General features: G+C 73.7%; 12 protein-coding genes. 9 read left to right on the top strand and 3 right to left on the bottom strand.

The window, feature by feature from the left end:
* Positions 1-16: 16 nt before the first annotated feature.
* From ACWDVG_RS19145 to ectA, 3 genes are all read right to left on the bottom strand, one after another.
* The gene (locus tag ACWDVG_RS19145) at positions 17-418 is read right to left on the bottom strand and encodes an ectoine synthase (protein ID WP_451700432.1); all 402 of its coding nucleotides are present in this window, start codon (positions 416-418) and stop codon (positions 17-19) included.
* A gap of 17 nt (positions 419-435) precedes the next feature.
* Entirely contained in the window at positions 436-1725 is a 1290-nt protein-coding gene (ectB, locus tag ACWDVG_RS19150) for a diaminobutyrate--2-oxoglutarate transaminase (protein WP_451700433.1), read from the bottom strand.
* 86 nt (positions 1726-1811) lie between these two features.
* Entirely contained in the window at positions 1812-2375 is a 564-nt protein-coding gene (ectA, locus tag ACWDVG_RS19155; RefSeq protein WP_451700434.1) for a diaminobutyrate acetyltransferase, read from the bottom strand.
* Between the two features lie 371 nt (positions 2376-2746).
* Between ectA and ACWDVG_RS19160 the strand changes: the two genes are divergently transcribed.
* The 9 genes from ACWDVG_RS19160 to ACWDVG_RS19200 all read left to right on the top strand — a co-directional run bounded on the left by ACWDVG_RS19160 (position 2747) and on the right by ACWDVG_RS19200 (position 17212).
* Complete coding sequence (locus tag ACWDVG_RS19160) at positions 2747-3094, top strand: hypothetical protein (protein WP_451700435.1); 348 nt, start codon at positions 2747-2749, stop codon at positions 3092-3094.
* A 137-nt stretch (positions 3095-3231) separates the two neighbouring features.
* Entirely contained in the window at positions 3232-3615 is a 384-nt protein-coding gene (locus ACWDVG_RS19165; RefSeq protein ID WP_451700436.1) for a hypothetical protein, read from the top strand.
* Between the two features lie 198 nt (positions 3616-3813).
* Positions 3814-4824 carry a LacI family DNA-binding transcriptional regulator gene (locus ACWDVG_RS19170; RefSeq protein ID WP_451700437.1) on the top strand — a complete coding sequence of 337 codons (1011 nt, stop codon included), beginning with the start codon at positions 3814-3816 and terminating at the stop codon, positions 4822-4824.
* A 338-nt stretch (positions 4825-5162) separates the two neighbouring features.
* Positions 5163-9416: a molybdopterin-dependent oxidoreductase gene (locus ACWDVG_RS19175; RefSeq protein ID WP_451700449.1), complete on the top strand. Its 4254-nt coding sequence runs from the start codon at positions 5163-5165 to the stop codon at positions 9414-9416.
* 387 nt (positions 9417-9803) lie between these two features.
* The gene (locus tag ACWDVG_RS19180; protein ID WP_451700439.1) at positions 9804-10319 is read left to right on the top strand and encodes a hypothetical protein; all 516 of its coding nucleotides are present in this window, start codon (positions 9804-9806) and stop codon (positions 10317-10319) included.
* The gene (locus ACWDVG_RS19185; RefSeq protein ID WP_451700440.1) at positions 10289-11776 is read left to right on the top strand and encodes a hypothetical protein; all 1488 of its coding nucleotides are present in this window, start codon (positions 10289-10291) and stop codon (positions 11774-11776) included. Before ACWDVG_RS19180 ends, ACWDVG_RS19185 begins: the two co-directional genes overlap by 31 nt.
* On the top strand, positions 11773-13221 hold the full coding sequence (locus ACWDVG_RS19190; RefSeq protein ID WP_451700441.1) for a VWA domain-containing protein: 1449 nt from the start codon (positions 11773-11775) through the stop codon (positions 13219-13221). Before ACWDVG_RS19185 ends, ACWDVG_RS19190 begins: the two co-directional genes overlap by 4 nt.
* 11 nt (positions 13222-13232) lie before the next feature.
* Positions 13233-14354, top strand: a complete 1122-nt coding sequence (locus ACWDVG_RS19195) for an ATP-binding protein (protein ID WP_451700442.1) — start codon at positions 13233-13235, stop codon at positions 14352-14354.
* The gene (locus ACWDVG_RS19200; protein WP_451700443.1) at positions 14351-17212 is read left to right on the top strand and encodes a hypothetical protein; all 2862 of its coding nucleotides are present in this window, start codon (positions 14351-14353) and stop codon (positions 17210-17212) included. The genes ACWDVG_RS19195 and ACWDVG_RS19200 overlap by 4 nt, the downstream gene beginning before the upstream one ends.
* Positions 17213-17326: the final 114 nt, after the last annotated feature.

Consider the following 17326-nt stretch of genomic DNA (forward strand, 5'->3'; position numbering starts at 1 on the left):
GGGCGGGAGTGGGGCGTCAGGCGTCGGGTTCCGTGAGGAGGGGGTAGACGCCGTTCGCGTCGTGGTCCTCGCGCCCGGTGACGGGCGGGTTGAAGACGCAGAGGCAGCGGAACTCCTCCTTCACGCGCAGGGAGTGCCGCTCGTGGCCGTCGAGCAGGTACATGGTGCCGGGCGTGATGGTGTAGGTGCGGCCGGTCTCGTGGTCGGTGAGCTCGGCCTCGCCCGCGGTGCACACGACGGCTTCGACGTGGTTCGCGTACCACATGGAGGTCTCGGTGCCCGCGTAGAGCACCGTCTCGTGGAGGGAGAAGCCGACGCGCTCCCGGGCCAGGACGATGCGCTTGCTCTCCCAGGTGCCGGAGGCCGCGCGGACGTGCCGGTCGGTGTTCTCGAGCTCCGCGAAGGAACGGACGATCATGGGGGGAACCTTTCGGGTCAGACGGTGAAGCGGTCGGCGGCGTGCCGGACGGAGCGGGCCAGGATCCCGAGCCCCTCGTCGAGGTCGTCGTCGGTCGCCGTGAGCGGCGGCAGGAGCTTGACGACCTCGTCGTGGGGGCCGGAGGTCTCCAGGAGCAGTCCCAGCTCGAAGGCGCGCCGGCAGACGGCGGCGGCCCGCTCCCCGTCGGCGAACTCCAGGCCCCAGACGAGACCGCGGCCGCGGACGGCGACGCCGGTCCGCCCGTCGTCCCCGCAGAGGTCGAGGAGGGCGCGCTCGACGCGGTGGGCCCGTTCGAGGGTGCGCCGCTGGAGGGCGTTGTCGGCCCAGTAGGCGTGCAGGGCGGCGGTGGCGGTGACGAAGGCCGGATTGTTGCCGCGGAAGGTGCCGTTGTGCTCGCCCGGCTGCCAGACGTCGAGTTCGGGGCGGAAGAGACAGAGGGCCATCGGGAGGCCGTAGCCGCTGATGGACTTGGACAGGGTCACGATGTCCGGCACGATCCCGGCCTCCTCGAAGGAGAAGAAGCCCCCCGTGCGTCCGCAGCCCATCTGGACGTCGTCGACGATCAGCAGCATGTCGCGGCGGCGGCACAGCTCCGCAAGGCCGCGCAGCCATTCGGCGCGGGCGACGTTGACGCCGCCCTCGCCCTGGACCGTCTCGACGATCACGGCCGCCGGGTGGTCGAGGCCCGAGCCGGGATCGCCGAGGAGCCGCTCGAACCAGAGGAAGTCCGGCACCTGCCCGCCGAGGTAGTGGTCGAACGGCATGCGGGTGGCGTGGGGGAGCGGCACGCCCGCGCCGGCGCGCTTGGCGGAGTTGCCGGTGACGGCGAGCGAGCCGAGCGACATGCCGTGGAAGGCGTTGGTGAAGGAGACGACGGTCTCGCGGCCGGTGACCTTGCGGGCGAGCTTCAGGGCGGCCTCGACGGCGTTGGTGCCCGTCGGGCCGGGGAACATCACCTTGTACGGCAGTGAGCGCGGCTCCAGGACCGTCGTGCGGAACGCCTCGAGGAAGTCCCGTTTGGCGGTGGTCGACATGTCGAGGCCGTGGGTGACGCCGTCACGCGCGAGGTAGTCGAGGAGGGCCCGCTTCAGGACCGGGTTGTTGTGGCCGTAGTTGAGGGAGCCCGCACCGGCGAAGAAGTCGAGGAAGGGCCGCCCGTCCTCGTCGTACAGCCGGCTTCCGCTCGCCCGCTCGAAGACGACGGGCCAGGCGCGGCAGTAGCTGCGGACCTCGGACTCGACGGACTCGAAGACGGACGGGGCGGCGATTTCGGTGAGGGTGGTCACGGTTCTCCTGGATCAGGGGTGTGCGGGTGTACGGGCGTAGGGGGTGCGGGGGCCGGCGTGCCGGGGGTACGGGCGGGCGCGAGGCGTCAGAAGCTCAACGGGCCGATGTGGTACAGCAGTTCGGGCTCGTGTCGGTCGTCGTCGGCCTCGGCGGCCGGGAAGGCCGCGGAGGGGAAGAGGACCTCCTGGGACACGGTCGCGCCGTGGCGGCGCGCGTACGAGCGGAACATGCGGTCGGAGGGGGCGTTTCCGGGAGTGACGGTCGCCTCCAGCCGGCCGAGCCCGCGCTCGGCCGCCACGCGGGCGGTCAGGGCGTCGAGCAGGGCTCCGGCTACCCCGTTTCCGCGGAGCGAATCGTCGACCGCGACCTGCCAGACGAAGAGGGTGCGCGGCGCGTCGGGACGGAGGTAGCCGGTGACGAAGCCGACCGGCCGCCCCTCGGGGTCGCGGGCGACGGCGGTGGTGTCCGCGAAGTCCCGGCACCACAGCAGATAGCTGTACGGCGCGTTCACGTCGAGCTCTCCGGAGTCGCGGGCGAGGCGCCACAGGGCGGCTCCGTCGTCGGGGCGGGCGCGGTCGATCACGACGTCCGCCCTGGTCGCGGTCGTGGGCGGGGGAGTGGGGGTGGGGGTGGCGTGGACTGTGGTCATGGGCGCCGAAGCTACCGAGCGGGTCGGTGAACTTCCTCGGCCTGAGGGCTTGTGGGAGATGCGGTCCCGTGATAGATGCGGTGGGCCGATCTTCGGTGGAGATCAGCTTTTCCTCGGCCGGAAAACTGGTACATACTCGGACAGACTCACCGTTTATAACGGCTGGGTAACGCCTTCTCGCAGCGTGAAGAGTCTTGCGCCGGGACGTGAGACGCCTGCCGGTTTCACGTTTGAGGCGGGTGTGACGGGTGAGACGCAAGAGTTGGAGACGTCCTCCGCGCGGCCTTCGCCGACGACGAGGAGGATGGTGTCAGGGCCGTGGATCGCTCGGCGTACCCGCGCGTGCCCCCGTCCGGAGGAGAGTGAGGGTCATGCTCGTCCGTCATGTGCTGCACGACGGCGTCCTGCACGTCCGCGTCCTGCGGGAGCTGGACGTCACGTCGCGCGCCGCCGCGGCCCTGGAGATCGAGGCGCTCGTCGCGGCGCACCGGCCCCGGCGCGTCCACGTCGAACTCGCCTCCGCCGAGCCGTCGGCGGCGTCGCTGAGCGCGCTCGCGCGGCTGCGCAGGATGTGCGAGGGCTTCGGCATTCCCGTCGTCCTCGACGTCCCCGGCACCGCGTCCGCGCGCGGGAACCGGCGGCCGGAGACCCGCGCCGACGCCCGCCCGGAGCCCGTCCGGGCGCCGGCCGGACCCGAAACGGTGAGAACGGGGTTCTGACCCGGGGGCGGATGCGCGCCGGGGGTGCGCCGGGCACTCCATACGGGCGGCCCCGGGGGCCGGGCGCGTGTCGCGGTCGCCCCCGCGGCCTGCGGAAACGTATCTGTGCATGCATGGCCACTGATACGGAACATGAGTTGAACGCACGTCTGCGCGAGCACTTCGGCGCGGAGGCGGACTGGCCGGAGCTCACCCTCCTGATCCGGCCCTACCTCCGGCTCGTGGTCGAGGCGCTCGGCCCCCGGGACGCCGTCACGTTCCTCTCGGCGGCACGCTCGGCGCTCGACGAGGAGGGGGCGCGGGCAGGAACGATTCAGCTCGGCTTCGCCGCCTACCTGTGGGCCCGGCTCGACTCCCGGGCCTGGGGTACCTCCCTGGCAAAGACGTCCGCCTGGGAGGCGGCCCTGACGATGCACCGGCTCGCCGCACTCGCGCCCGGCCCCGGACTCGGCGCCCATCTCGACGCGGCCCTGAACGCCTGCCGCGGCCCGCGGCCCGCGGCCCTCTCCGTCCGGACCTGACCACGCCCGACCGACAGCGCACCCCGCTTGCGCCCGCGCGCCCGGCCGGGCGGGACCCGGACCGACCGGGACCCGCCCCGCGCTTGCCGGAGCGGGTCGACCGACGCCCGAGCCTGACGTGGGGTGATGTCACCCCCCCCGGGGCCAAAGGGTGTGAGGGCGCAACTGGCTTGCGGTGCTTGCGCTAGCCTTGCGCGCATGACGCGACGACTTGCTCAGGTGGCGGAGAAGGTGGGTGTCAGCGAGGCGACGGTCAGCCGTGTCCTCAACGGCAAGCCGGGGGTGTCGGAGGCGACCCGCCAGTCGGTGCTCACCGCCCTCGACGTCCTCGGGTACGAGCGGCCCACCCAGCTCAGGGGAGAGCGCGCCCGGCTCGTCGGCCTCGTCCTGCCGGATCTGCAGAACCCGATCTTCCCCGCCTTCGCCGAGGTGATCGGCGGCGCCCTGGCCCAGCAGGGGCTGACGCCCGTCCTGTGCACGCAGACCAAGGGCGGGGTCTCCGAGGCGGACTACGTGGACCTGCTGCTCCAGCAGCAGGTCTCCGGTGTCGTCTTCGCCGGAGGCCTCTTCGCCCAGGCCGACGCCCCGCACGAGCACTACCACCAGCTGGCCGAGCGCAGGATCCCCGTCGTCCTCGTCAACGCCTCGATCGAGGGCCTGAACTTCCCCTGTGTCTCCTGCGACGACGCCGTCGCCGTCGAGCAGGCCTGGCGCCACCTCGTCTCGCTCGGCCACGAGCGGATCGGGCTCGTCCTCGGCCCCGGCGACCACGTGCCCTCGCGCCGCAAGCTGGAGGCGGCCCGGGAGGCCGCGGAGGCGGCCGGCGCCCCCCTCCCCGACGCGTACGTCGTCCGGTCGATCTTCTCGCTCGAAGGCGGCCAGGCGGCCACGGCCCGGCTCCTCGACCAGGGCGTCACCGGCATCGTGTGCGCGAGCGACCCGCTCGCCCTCGGCGCCGTCCGGGCCGCCCGGCGCCGGGGGCTCGTCGTGCCACGGGACGTGTCGGTCGTCGGCTTCGACGACTCCGCCTTCATGAACTGCACCGAGCCGCCGCTCTCGACCGTCCGCCAGCCCATCGAGGCGATGGGCCGGGCCGCCGTCGAACTGCTCTGCGCCCAGATCCAGGGCGGGCAGTCCCACCCGGTCGAGCTGCTCTTCGAACCGGAGCTCGTGGTCCGCGGTTCGACCGCCCCGCCGCCGGCCGGCTGACTCGCGTCGCCTTCGCTCCCTCCGCCCGCGGTTGACGACGTCCTCATCCGGTAGAAACCTGGGGCCCGGGAGGACGCAAAACGTTGATCGAATTGCTCAAATTTCCGTCATTGCTCGGCCGAATTCCGGTCCGTGATCCTCAGGCTCGACCCGGGGGCCGTCGGCCCGGAACCCTCACACGGGGGACGGCCGCCCTGTGTGCGGTGCGTAACCCCCCGCCCTCCCGAAGCGTGACCCGACCGAAATTCGATCTTCCTACGGTGCAGGTCCAAGGGGTTCTCCGGGTGCCGCCACGCATCCTGGGGCCCGAACGCGAGAACACCGTGGGGGTGGTTCCGGTGGCGGATGACACCAAGGACGCAGGCGTCCGCACGGTCTGCTCGTACTGCGGCGTCGGCTGCGGCATCGTCCTCGACGTCACGCGCGACGCCGACGGACGGCGCCGTGTGGCGAAGGCGTACGGGGACAAGGACCACCCCGCCAACGCGGGCCGCCTGTGCACCAAGGGCGCGACGAGCGCGGACATGATGGCCGCCCCCGGCCGGGCGACCACCGCGCTCGTCCGCGCCGAGCGCGGTGGTCGCCCCGCCGAGACCGACGTCGACGAGGCCGTCCGGACCGTCGCCGCCCGCCTCCGGGCCGTCCTCGACGAGTACGGACCCGACGCCGTCTCCTTCTACGTGTCCGGACAGATGTCCCTGGAGGCGCAGTACCTCGCCAACAAGCTCGCCAAGGGCTTCGTCCGCACCCCGCACATCGAGTCGAACTCCCGGCTCTGCATGGCCTCCGCCGGCACCGGATACAAACTGTCGCTCGGCGCCGACGGGCCGCCCGGCTCCTACGACGACCTCGACCGCGCCGACGCCTTCCTCGTCATCGGCTCCAACATGGCCGACTGCCACCCGATCCTCTTCCTGCGCATGATGGAGCGGGTCAAGGCGGGCGCCAAGCTGATCGTCGTCGACCCGCGCCGCACCGCCACCGCCGACAAGGCCGACCTCCACCTCCCCCTCCGCCCCGGCACCGACCTCGCCCTCCTCAACGGCCTGCTGCACCTGCTGGTCGCCGACGGCCGCACCGACGAAACCTTCATCGCCGAGTTCACCGAGGGATGGGAGGAGATGCCCGCCCTCCTCGCCGACTACCCGCCCGACCGCGTCGCCGAGATCACCGGCCTCGACGAGGCCGACCTCCGGCAGGCCGCCCGCTGGATCGGCGAGGCCGATGCCTGGACGAGCTGCTGGACCATGGGCCTCAACCAGTCCACCCACGGCACCTGGAACACCAACGCCCTCGTCAACCTCCACCTCGCCACCGGAGCCCTCTGCCGCCCGGGCGCCGGCCCCCTGTCCCTGACCGGCCAGCCCAACGCCATGGGCGGCCGCGAGATGGGCTACATGGGACCCGGCCTGCCGGGCCAGCGCTCCGTCGTCTCCGCCGACGAGCGCGCCTTCGTCGAACGGCTGTGGAACATCCCCGAAGGGTCCCTGCGGACCGACGTCGGCCGCGGCACCGTCGACATGTTCGAGCGGATGGCCGCCGGAGAGATCAAGGCCTGCTGGATCATCTGCACCAACCCGGTCGCCTCGGTCGCCAACCGCCGCACCGTCATCGCCGGCCTGGAGGCCGCCGAGTTCGTCGTCACCCAGGACGTCTTCACCGACACCGAGACCAACGCCTACGCCGACGTCCTCCTGCCCGCCACCCTCTGGGCGGAGTCCGACGGCGTCAGCGTGAACTCCGAACGGAACCTCACCCTCGTCCGAGGCGTCGTCGACCCGCCCGGCCAGGCCCTCCCCGACTGGCAGCTCATCGCCGCCGTCGCCCGCGCCATGGGCTTCACCGAGGCGTTCTCGTACGACTCCGCCGAAGAGGTCTTCGAGGAGCTCAAGCAGGCCTGGAACCCCACCACCGGCTGGGACCTGCGCGGCATCACGTACGAGCGGCTGCGCGCCACCCCCGTCCAGTGGCCGGCCCCCACCGCCGACGGCCCCGCCCGCAACCCCGTCCGCTACCTCAACGACGGCGTCAGCCAGACCCCGCTGGTCCGCGAGGACGGCACCTGGCCCCGCCTGGCCTTCCCCACGCCCAGCGGCCGCGCCCGCTTCTTCGCCCGCCCCCATCTGCCGCCCGCCGAACTCCCCGACGACGACTACCCCTTCGTGCTCACCACCGGCCGCCTCCAGCACCAGTGGCACACCCTCACCAAGACCGGAAAGGTCGCCAAGCTGGCCAGGCTCGACCCCGGGCCCTTCGTGGAGGTCCACCCGGAGGACGCCGCCCGCCTCGGCGTCGCGCCCGGCGACCGGTTGGACGTCACCTCGCGCCGCGGCCGGGCCGTCCTTCCCGTCACCGTCAGCGACCGCGTCAGGCCCGGCACCTGCTTCGCGCCCTTCCACTGGAACGACCTCTTCGGCGAGTACCTCAGCATCAACGCGGTCACCAACGACGCCGTCGACCCGCTCTCCTTCCAGCCCGAGTTCAAGGCCTGCGCCGTCACCCTCACCAGGACGACCGCCCCGGTCCCGGACACGGTGCCGGGGGTCGCGGGCGCGGCGGGCGGCGGGGCCGTTTCCGGTGCGGCCGACGGTGCCGCGTCCACGGTGGCCGACGGTGCCGCGTCCGCGGCGGGCGGCGTCGGCGAGCTCGCCGCGCTCCTCGGGGTCGCGCACCTCGCCCCCGTGGCCCTCGCCGAGCCCGAGCTCCACTACCTGGCCGGTTTCCTCTCCGGCCTCGCCGTCACCCCGCCCGACGGCCGCGTCCCCGTCCTGCCGCCCGGCGCCCCCTTCGCGCCCGACCACGCCCTGTGGGTCGACGGCGTCCTCGCCGGACGTTACTCCCGCGCCGCCACCCCCGTGCCCGGCGCGGCGTCCGGCGCCGCGGGGACCGCGTCCGCCGACGGCGCCCCGCCGACCCGCCGCGTCCTCGTCCTGTGGGCCTCGCAGACCGGCACCGCCGAGGAGTTCGCCACCGCCGTCGCCGCCCGCCTCACCGGCTCCGGGCACGCCCCCGAGCTGCTCCCCATGGCCGACGCCTCACCGGCCCAGCTCACGTCCGGCACCGACGTCCTCGTCGTCACCAGCACCTTCGGCGACGGTGACGCCCCCGACAACGGCGCCGACTTCTGGCAGGCGCTCTCCGGACCCGAGGCCGGGCGCCTCGACGGGGTGCGGTACGCCGTGCTCGCCTTCGGCGACTCGAACTACGACGACTTCTGCGCCCACGGCCGCCGCCTCGACGAACGCCTCGACGCCCTCGGAGCCACCCGCCTCGTCCCCCGTACGGACTGCGAACCCGACTTCGAGGAGGCCGCCGACCGGTGGCTCGGCCAGGTCGTCACCGCACTCGACGGCCCCCGGGGACCCGCGAACACCCGGGGATCCGTCGACGCGCGAGGACCCGCCCACGCGGCGGGCTCCGCCGGCAGCCGGGCGGCTTCCGTCGTGCCCGTGGCTCCCCGGGGAGCCACCTCGTTCACCAAGGCGTCCCCCTTCGCGACCCTGCTCGTCGGCAACAGGCTCCTCAGCCTGCCCGGCTCCCAGAAGGAGGTCCGCAGCTTCGCCTTCGACACCCGCGACGGCGAACTCGCCTACGAAGCGGGCGACGCCCTCGGCGTCTGGCCCGCCAACGGCGCCGAACTCGTCGCCGAATGGCTCGCCCTCACCGGCCTCGACCCGGCCGAACCGGTCGACCTCGGCGACGGCGTCCGCCTCCCCTTCGGTGAGGCCCTGCGCACCCGGCTCGACATCGCCCGCATCACCACCGACCTCCTCCGCTTCGTCGCCGAACGCACCGGCAGCCACGACCTGAAGCGACTGCTGCGCCCCGACAACAAGGACGAGCTGGCGAAGTGGAGCTGGGGCCGGCAGGCCGCCGACCTGATCGCCGCGCACCCCGTCCGGGCGTCGGCGGCGGAGTGGGCCGGGATCCTCCGCGGCCTCCAGCCCCGCCTGTACTCCATATCCTCCAGCCCGCTGGCCCACCCGAGCGAGGTCCGCCTCACCGTCTCCGTCGTCCGCTACACCAACGGGCTCGGCCGCGAGCGCAACGGCGTCTGCTCGACCTACCTCGCCGACCACGCCGACGACGGCCCGGTGCAGGTCTTCGTCCAGCGCTCCCCGCACTTCCGCCCGCCCGCCGACCCCGCCGCGCCCCTGATCATGATCGGCCCCGGCACGGGCGTCGCCCCCTTCGTCGGCTTCCTCGAGGACCGCCTCGCCCGCGGCCACACCGGCCCCAACTGGCTCTTCTTCGGCGAGCAGCGCCGCGCCACCGACTTCTACTACCGCGAGGAGCTGGAGGCCCACCGTGACTCCGGCCACCTCGACCGGCTCGACGTCGCCTTCTCCCGCGACCAGCGCAACAAGGTGTACGTGCAGGACCGGATGCGGGAGAACGGCGCCCGGCTGTGGCAGTGGCTGCGGGACGGCGCGCACGTCGCCGTCTGCGGGGACGCCGGCCGGATGGCGAAGGACGTCGACCGGGCGCTGCGCGAGATCGTCGCCCTGCACGGCCGGATGACGGACGACGAGGCGGCGGCGTACGTCCGCCGCCTCGCCGTGGAGAAGCGCTACGTGCGTGACGTCTACTGACCGGTCGTCCTTCCTGCGTTCTACTGCTCAGGGGACCGTGACGAGCGGGCGCGGCGCCGGAGCCGTCCCCGCGCCCGGATGGAAGCCCGGGTACGGCGGCTGGCGCCCCGGTCGAGCCGGGTGCGGATGCGGGTGCTGCACGAGTCCTCCTGGGGGCCGAGAGCCGTTGCGTACCCCTCAGTCGCCGTCGCCCGCCCACCGGTTGCCGGAGGCCTCGTGACCGTATGTCGTCGGGCGTCCTCCTGACGGGCCGTCCGGCGGCCGTCGGCCGGGCCCGGTACGGCTCCCGGCGCTCGCCGCAGGGCGTTGTCAGTGGGGCCCTATAGGTTTTTCGACGTCGCGCCGATCGGCGTGGACATCCCCTTTGACGTGCATGGGAGAGGTGCGTTGACGGTCTGGGAGAAGTCGAGCGCGGTACGGGTCGTACCGCCCGCGCGACCGCGGAAGCTGGCCAAGGTGCCGTTCGTCGAGCTGGCCGACGGGCGGTTGCAGGGAGTGGTCTCCAGCGGCTCCGACATCGGGCGCGTCTACGTGTCCTCGATCGCCGCCGGAACGTACGCCTTCGCGTGCAGCACCAACAACAACCGCCCCTGCGGCGGTGCTCGCGGCTCGTTCTGCAACCACATCCGGGCGCTCGTCACCGAGGCCGCCCTGCAGTACGGCGCCGAGCGCGTCGCCCGCTACCTCAAGGCCGAGACGCCCGGCACCGCGGCCGGTACCGCGCCCGACGCCGCCGCACTGGTCGCCGCCATGACCGCCACCCGCCCCGAGCAGCGCGACACCTCCGCCGCCGCACCGGTCTTCAGCCGCTTCCTGCGCCACCTGGCCTACCTCGAACTGGAGCTGACCACCGTGCCGCTGCCCGAGATGCAGTGGTTCCCGCAGACGAGGGCGGCGGCCTGATGCGCGCGGACCTGCTCACCGCCCCCGTCGAAGGACTCGACGAGGTGCTCGCCGCCGTCGACGCCTTCGACCAGGTGCTCGTCGCCGGACTCCTCCGCCCCCAGCCCGCCCAGGCCGCCGGACTCGCCGCCCTCGCGGACGCCGTCGCGGGCAGCCCGCTCGCCGGGCTCGTCGCCGAGGCCGCCGACAAGGCCGCGGCCGGAACCGCCTCCGAGGACCACTTCCTCGCCCTCGCCGCCGCCCGCACCGCCCTCCTGGGCGCCGCGCACGACGCGCTCGTCACCCGGATCGCCGAGGCGACCGGCCGGAACCCCGCGGAGCCGGCCGCGCCCGAGGCCCCCCGCCCCGAGCCGGAGGAGGCGGCGCCGGGCCTCGCCGGAGCCCGCGCCTGGCTCTGCGACCTCGCCCGCGCGGGCTGGCGCGGCATCGACCACGAACTGGTCTCGGGCGCCGACCCCGTCGTCGCCGCGATGCTGCCGAGGCCGTCGCTCCGCCGCCAGGCCACGCTGCTCGACGGCTTCGCCGCCGAACTCGCCGCCTCCTGCCCGGGCGCCACCCTGGACCGCGTCCCGGTGCGCCGCTGGGCCGACCTGTGGGCGCGGGCCCTGCTGCTCACCGTGCCCGGCGCGACCCGCGGTCCCGCCGCCGCGCCCGTCACCGGGCGCCTGCTGCCGCTCGGCGTCGACGTCCAGGAACACCCCACCGCCGTACAGGCCCAGGTCCACGCGGTCTTCGAGCCCGCCGACGGCACCGCCCCGCGCCTGGTCAGGGCGGCGGTCAGCGCCCCGAAGCCGGACACCGTCGTCGGCGCCGGGCCCTGGCAGCTGCTCCGGCCGCGCATGGCGCTCCTCGCCGCCCTGGGCGAGGGCCGCTCCGTGGACGTCGACGCCATGCCCCTGACCGCCGGGGGAGACCTCCTCTGGGACGACGACCGGGCCCGCACGGGCGAGCCCGCCGACCCCTTCGCCACGGCACGGGTCGCGCTCGCCACCGCGGCCGACCCGGTCACCGCCCCGCTGGACCGCCACCCGGCGGGAATCGCCGTACCGGTCCTCCTGGAGGGGTACGCGGTGGAGCGCGGACACGACGCCGGACACGACGCCGGGGACGGGTCCGGGGACGAGCCGGACGGCGGGCCGGAGGGCGGGCCGACGGTGTTCGCCGTCGCCGGGCACCGGCTGACCGTCGACGCGGAGCGGCTCCCGACGGCGGGCCCCCTCACCCCGCAGGCCGTCGCCGCGTCCGGTGCCTGTCTCGGACTGCTCCGCTGGGACGCCGGGGCGTTCCGCCTCCAGCCGCTCGCCGTCGAGACGACGGTGCGGAAGAAGACCGTCGCCGTCCACGCCGGCGCCTGGGCGGGCGGCACCACCGACAAGGCCGGCGCCCGTGCGGAGAAGGCCGCCACCGACGCCGTCGCCGTCCTGCGCGAACGAGCCGGAAGGCTGCTGCGGAAATGACCGAGCCCACCCCCGCACCCACCCCCGAGCCCACCCCCGCACTCACCCCCGAGCCCACCCCCGCACTCACCCCTACCCTCGCCACCGGCCCGGCGGACCCCGGGCCCCCGCTGCCGGAACCGGACGACAACCGTCGCCAGGTCCTCTACTGGCGGCTCCTCGCCCGGCTCTTCGACCCCGAGGAACAGGCCTCCCTGGAGACGGCGAGCCTCGCCGTCGTCGAGGACGTCGGCCTGCCCTCCGCCCTGCTCGACCCCGGCACCTCCGTCGACTCTGTCGTCCAGCGCCACCCCGAGCTCGCCGACGAGTTCGACGGCCTGATGACCCCCGACCCCGACCCGGACGGCACGCGCGACCGGGCCGCCGAGGTCCGCCGCGCCGCGCTCGTGTCGAAGCTGCTGCTCAACGTCTTCGCGACCGACAGCGGCACCGTCTCCGCGGGCCGGCTCGCCCGCTGGCAGTCCGACGCGGGCTGGCTGGAGCGCGCGCTCGGCTGCCCGCCCGGCGGCCTGCGCGGCGCGGGACCGTCCGCCGGCGCGCTCGTCGCCGGCTCTGGCCTCGGCGCCGAACTCGGCGCCATCGAGGCCGGTCTCGTCCAGCGCATGCGCCTGCGCGAGGTCCTCGCCGACCCCGCCCTCGCCGCCCGCCTCACGCCCAGCATGTCCCTCATCGAGCAGCTGCTGCGCGACAAGGGCAACCTCTCCGGCATCGCCCTCGCCAACGCCAAGTCCCTCATCAAGCGGTACGTCGACGAGGTCGCCCAGGTCCTGCGGACCCAGGTGGAGAAGGCCACCGTCGGCGAACTCGACCGCTCGGTCCCGCCCAAGCGGGTCTTCCGCAACCTCGACCTCGACCGCACCATCTGGAAGAACCTCACCAACTGGAGCCCCGAGGAGGAGCGGCTCTACGTCGACCGCCTCTACTACCGGCACACCGTCCGCCGCACGACCCCGCAGCGGCTGATCGTCGTGGTGGACCAGTCCGGCTCCATGGTCGACTCCATGGTCAACTGCACCATCCTCGCCTCGATCTTCGCCGGGCTCCCCAAGGTGGACGTCCACCTCATCGCGTACGACACCCGGGCCATCGACCTCACGCCCTGGGTGCACGACCCCTTCGACGTCCTCCTGCGCACCAACCTCGGCGGCGGCAACGACGGGCCCGTGGCCATGGCCATGGCCCGCCCGAAGATCGCCGAACCGAAGAACACCGTCATGGTGTGGATCTCCGACTTCTACGAGTTCGACCGCTCCCAGCCGCTCTACGAGGGCATCGAGGCCGTCCACCGCTCCGGAGTCCGGTTCATCCCCGTCGGCTCGGTGACCAGCTCGGGACGCCAGGAGGTCAACCCCTGGTTCCGCGAGCGGTTCAAGGCCCTCGGCACCCCGGTGATCTCCGGCCACATCGACAAGCTCGTCCACGAACTCAAGACCTTCCTCACCTGAAAGGCCCTCACATGTCCGACCTGCTCCGCGCCCCCGCCGAGATCAAGTACGCCGAGGAGCTCGACTGGCTCGAGTCGATCGACGTCGGCCCCAAGCCGTTCTCCTGGCGGCTCTCGCCGAAGATGGTCCGCCTCTTCATCCTCGGCTCCGAGCGGGCCGACGGCCTCGACCGCGAGGTGAGCCAGAAGTGGTTCGGCGACCGCAGCTTCGTCGAGCGCTCCATCGTCACCCTCGCCTCCGACCGCGGACTCCTCCTCATCGGCGACCCCGGCACCGGCAAGAGCTGGCTCGCCGAACTCCTCGCCGCGGCCATCAGCCGCAACTCCACCCAGGTGGTGCAGGGCACCGCGGGCACCACGGAGGACCACATCAAGTACTCCTGGAACGTCTCCATGGTCATCGCCAAGGGCCAGTCCCGCGAGTCCATGATCCCCTCGCCGATCATGACCGCGATGGAGACCGGCACCATCGGCCGCTTCGAGGAACTCACCCGCTCCACCAGCGACGTCCAGGACGCGCTCATCTCCATCCTCTCGGAGAAGTACATCTCCGTGCCCGAACTCGACGGCGCCGGCGGCGAGAACATCGTCTTCGCCAAGCCCGGCTTCTCGGTCATCGCCACCGCCAACAGCCGCGACCGGGGCGTCAACGACCTGTCCTCCGCCCTCAAGCGCCGGTTCAACTTCGTCCGCATCCCCGTCGTCACCAACAAGAACAGCGAGGCGGAGATCGTCCGCTTCCGCACCGAGGAACTCCTGCGCCGCCACTCCATCGAGCTGGACGTGCCCCCCACCCTCCTCGACGTCCTCCTGCAGAGCTTCGCCGACCTGCGCGCCTCCGCCGCCGCGGCCGGCAGCGACGAGGAGAAGCTGGAGTCCGCCCTCTCCACCGCCGAACAGATCGGCGTCCTGGAGGACGCCGTCCTGCACAGCAACTTCTTCGGCGAGCGCGCCCTCACCGCCCGCACCCTGGCCTCCTCCCTCGTCGGCTCCCTGACCCGCCGCGAGCCGGAGGACCTCGCCATCCTCAACAAGTACCTGCACGGCGTCGTCGAGCCGCGCGGCAAGGAGCAGGGCGGCTGCTGGCCCGAGTTCCTGGAGGGCGGCCGCGACGCGATCGCCAAGCTGTCGTGACCACCGCCCCCGTGCAGGCCACGGACCGCCCCGACCTCCCCTTCGCCGCCCTCCGCGGCCAACTCCAGGAAGCCGCCGCCGCGTTCTCCGGCGGAACGGACGCCCTCGAAGGCATCCTCCTCGGCCTCGTCGACGACGTCGACCGGGCGCTGGCCGAACCGCTGGAGATCTTCCCCGTCTGCCACCACTCGCCCGCCTCCGCCCTCGCCATGGCCCGCCGCCTGCGTGAGAAGCAGCCCAAGGTCGTGTACCTGGAGCTGTGCGAGGACATGGCCCCGCTCCTCACCGAACTCCGCAACTGCCGCCTCCCCGTCGCGGTGCAGGCCTTCGCCGGCGACATCGACGGCTTCCCGCCCGACTGGGCACCGCTCTCCGTCGTGGCACCCGTCACCGAGGCATCCGCCGAGTACCAGGCCATCGCCTACGCCCTCGACACCCCCGGCGTCGAACTCGTCCTCGTCGACCGCTCCTCAGACCACGTCTTCCAGTGGGACTCCCGGCGCGACCCCGCCCCGGAAGCGGGGGAGGTGCCGGAGACGGCCGGGAGCGCGTCCGCGCCGGGCACCGAGAGCGAGACGGCGCTCCACGGCGACGCCGTCGGCGTCGACATCGGCGACCTCAGGCCCCGCTTCGCCGAACTGGAACAGCACCTGCTGCGCCACGGAAAGGTGCGCCACTGGTCCGAATGGTGGCACCAGTACGTCGAGGTGCCCCTCGGCGACAGCGACCACGACACCTACCGCCAGGTCATGTTCCTCATCGGCAGCCTGTTCCGGCGGCTCGCCCCCGGCGACGGCGACCGGATCCGCGTCGACGAGGACCGCGAGCGCCACATGTGGACCCGGATGCGCGCGCACCTCACCGCGACCGGCACCGACCCCGAGGACTGCCTCTACGTCTGCGGGGCCTTCCACGCCGCCAGCCAAGTCGCCGAGTTCGGCGTGCACGGCACCGACGGCTTCACCATCTCCCCCCGCACCGCCACCACCTGGCAGTACGGCCTCATCCCGTCCAGCCACGGGGCGATCGAGGCGCAGTTCGGCCTCGCCTCCGGCTCGGTCTCCATCGCCGCCACCGAATGGGCGAAGAACCTCAGGCGGACCGGAGTGACGCCCTACCGCCTGGAGGGCCAGGCCGGGACGGCGAAGGCGCGCCCGGGCCGGAAGACCGGCCGCACCCGCGGCTCCGCCGCCGCACCGACCGTGCCCGCGCCGGCCGGGGACCGGCTCACCGGCTTCCTGCGGAAGCCACCCGTCCTCGACACCCTCGACGAGGCCGAGCTGCTCGGCTGGTCCGTGGACATCGTCCGCGCCGCCCGCCGCCACGGCTACCTCGCCTCCACCGCCGACGCCATCGCCGTCTTCGAGACCTCGATCCTGCTCGCCGGCCTGCGGGACCGGGCCAAGCCCACCCCGTACGACTTCCAGGACGCCGCCGTCACCTGCATCGAGAAGGACACGGTCCCCGGCCGCAAGGACGTGCGGCGGCTCGTCGACGCGATGATGGGCGGCGACCGCATCGGCCAGGTCGGCTACGAGGCCCTGCCGCCCCTCGCCCGCGACGTCCACGACCGGCTGGCCCCGCTGGAGCTCAACCTCCAGCAGCGCGGCGTCCGCCGCGCCCTGCTCGACCTGACGTCCCGGCCGGAGCTCTCGGCCTGCTCGGACGTGCTCTGGCTGCTGCGCCGCCTCCTGCCGCAGGGCGCCGCCCGGCCGATCATGGGCGAGCAGCGGCTCGGCGAGCGCTCCGTCCAGGAGTCCTGGGACCTGGCGCTCGGCACCCACCAGCGGTCCCTCATCGAACTCGGCTACGAGGGCGTGAGTCTGGAACAGGTCCTCGAACAGCGGCTGCGGCGCACCGCGTACGGGCCGCGGGCCACGACCGCCGACGTCCTCGGCGCGGTCGAGGACGCCCTGCTGTACCTCGGCGGCCGACGGCTCGCCGACGAACTGGGCACCCGCGCCCTGGAGGTCCTGGCCGGCGAGCGCACGGTGGACGGGGCCCCGGAGGTACTGCGCCGGGTGCGCGGCCTCCTCGCGTACCACCGCACCGCCGACTCCGCCCTGCCGCAGTGGATCACGTCCTTCGTCCGCACCGGCTACGCCCACTACTGCACCCTGCTGCCGACGGCCTTCCGGGACGAGGACGCCACGGCCGGGCAGGTCGCGGCGATGCTCGGCTTCCTGTTCGGCATGGAGGGGCTGGCCCTGTCGCTCGGCTGCGACCGCACCCAGCTGGAGCTCGCGGTCGCCCAGTCGCACCCCGGGGACCCGGAGAAGACGGCGCTGCTCTGGGCGGCGCAGGTCCAGCTCGGCACCCTCTCGCGCGAGGAGCTGCGGTCCCGCTGCGACGACCTGCTCGGCAACCCGCTGGTGGTGCCGTCGTACCCGCGCTACCTCAGCGGTTTCGTCCACGCACTCGAACCGGTGCCCGGCCTCTCCGACGTGGTCGTCGAGGCCGTGTCGAACGCCTTCGGGCGACTCCCGGACCCGGTGCTGCTGCCCTGGCTGCCGACCCTCGTCACCACCCTGCGCTCGGGCGCCGCCCACCTGGCACCGCTGCTCGTCCGCGAGGCCGGACGGATCTTCCCGGCCCGGCTCGACGCGCTGGACGCCTGGGTCCCGCCGTGGCGGCAGCCCGCCCTCCCGGCCCCCACCCTCCGCGCCCGCGCTCAGGCGTCGGGCGCGCGCGGCGCCGCCCTGCTGCCGGTCCACCCGGCGACCTGCGACGCACTGGCGGACCTGCTCGGCGCCACGGACGGCTGGGCCCCGGCCGCGCCCGACCCCGGCACGTCACTGCTCACCACCCACCCCGCCACCGGCGACGCGCTCGCCGAGCTGCTGGGCGCGGCCCCGTGACCGGTACGGGCGCGGCCCACGCTGCGGGCCCCCGGGACCCCGCCGGGCCGGGGCCCGCCCCGAGACGGCGCAGCCGCCGGAGAGAGCGGGAGAGGGGGGGGGGGGGGGAGAGGG

It is taken from the genome of Streptomyces sp. NPDC003327 (genome assembly GCF_053589515.1).

Coding starts and splice junctions, on each gene's coding strand:
- ACWDVG_RS19190 (WP_451700441.1), top strand. CDS start 11,773: ATGACCGAGCCCACCCCCGCACCCACCCCCGAGCCCACCCCCGCACTC.
- ACWDVG_RS19195 (WP_451700442.1), top strand. CDS start 13,233: ATGTCCGACCTGCTCCGCGCCCCCGCCGAGATCAAGTACGCCGAGGAG.
- ACWDVG_RS19170 (WP_451700437.1), top strand. CDS start 3,814: ATGACGCGACGACTTGCTCAGGTGGCGGAGAAGGTGGGTGTCAGCGAG.
- ectA (WP_451700434.1), bottom strand. CDS start 2,375: ATGACCACAGTCCACGCCACCCCCACCCCCACTCCCCCGCCCACGACC.
- ACWDVG_RS19160 (WP_451700435.1), top strand. CDS start 2,747: ATGCTCGTCCGTCATGTGCTGCACGACGGCGTCCTGCACGTCCGCGTC.
- ACWDVG_RS19145 (WP_451700432.1), bottom strand. CDS start 418: ATGATCGTCCGTTCCTTCGCGGAGCTCGAGAACACCGACCGGCACGTC.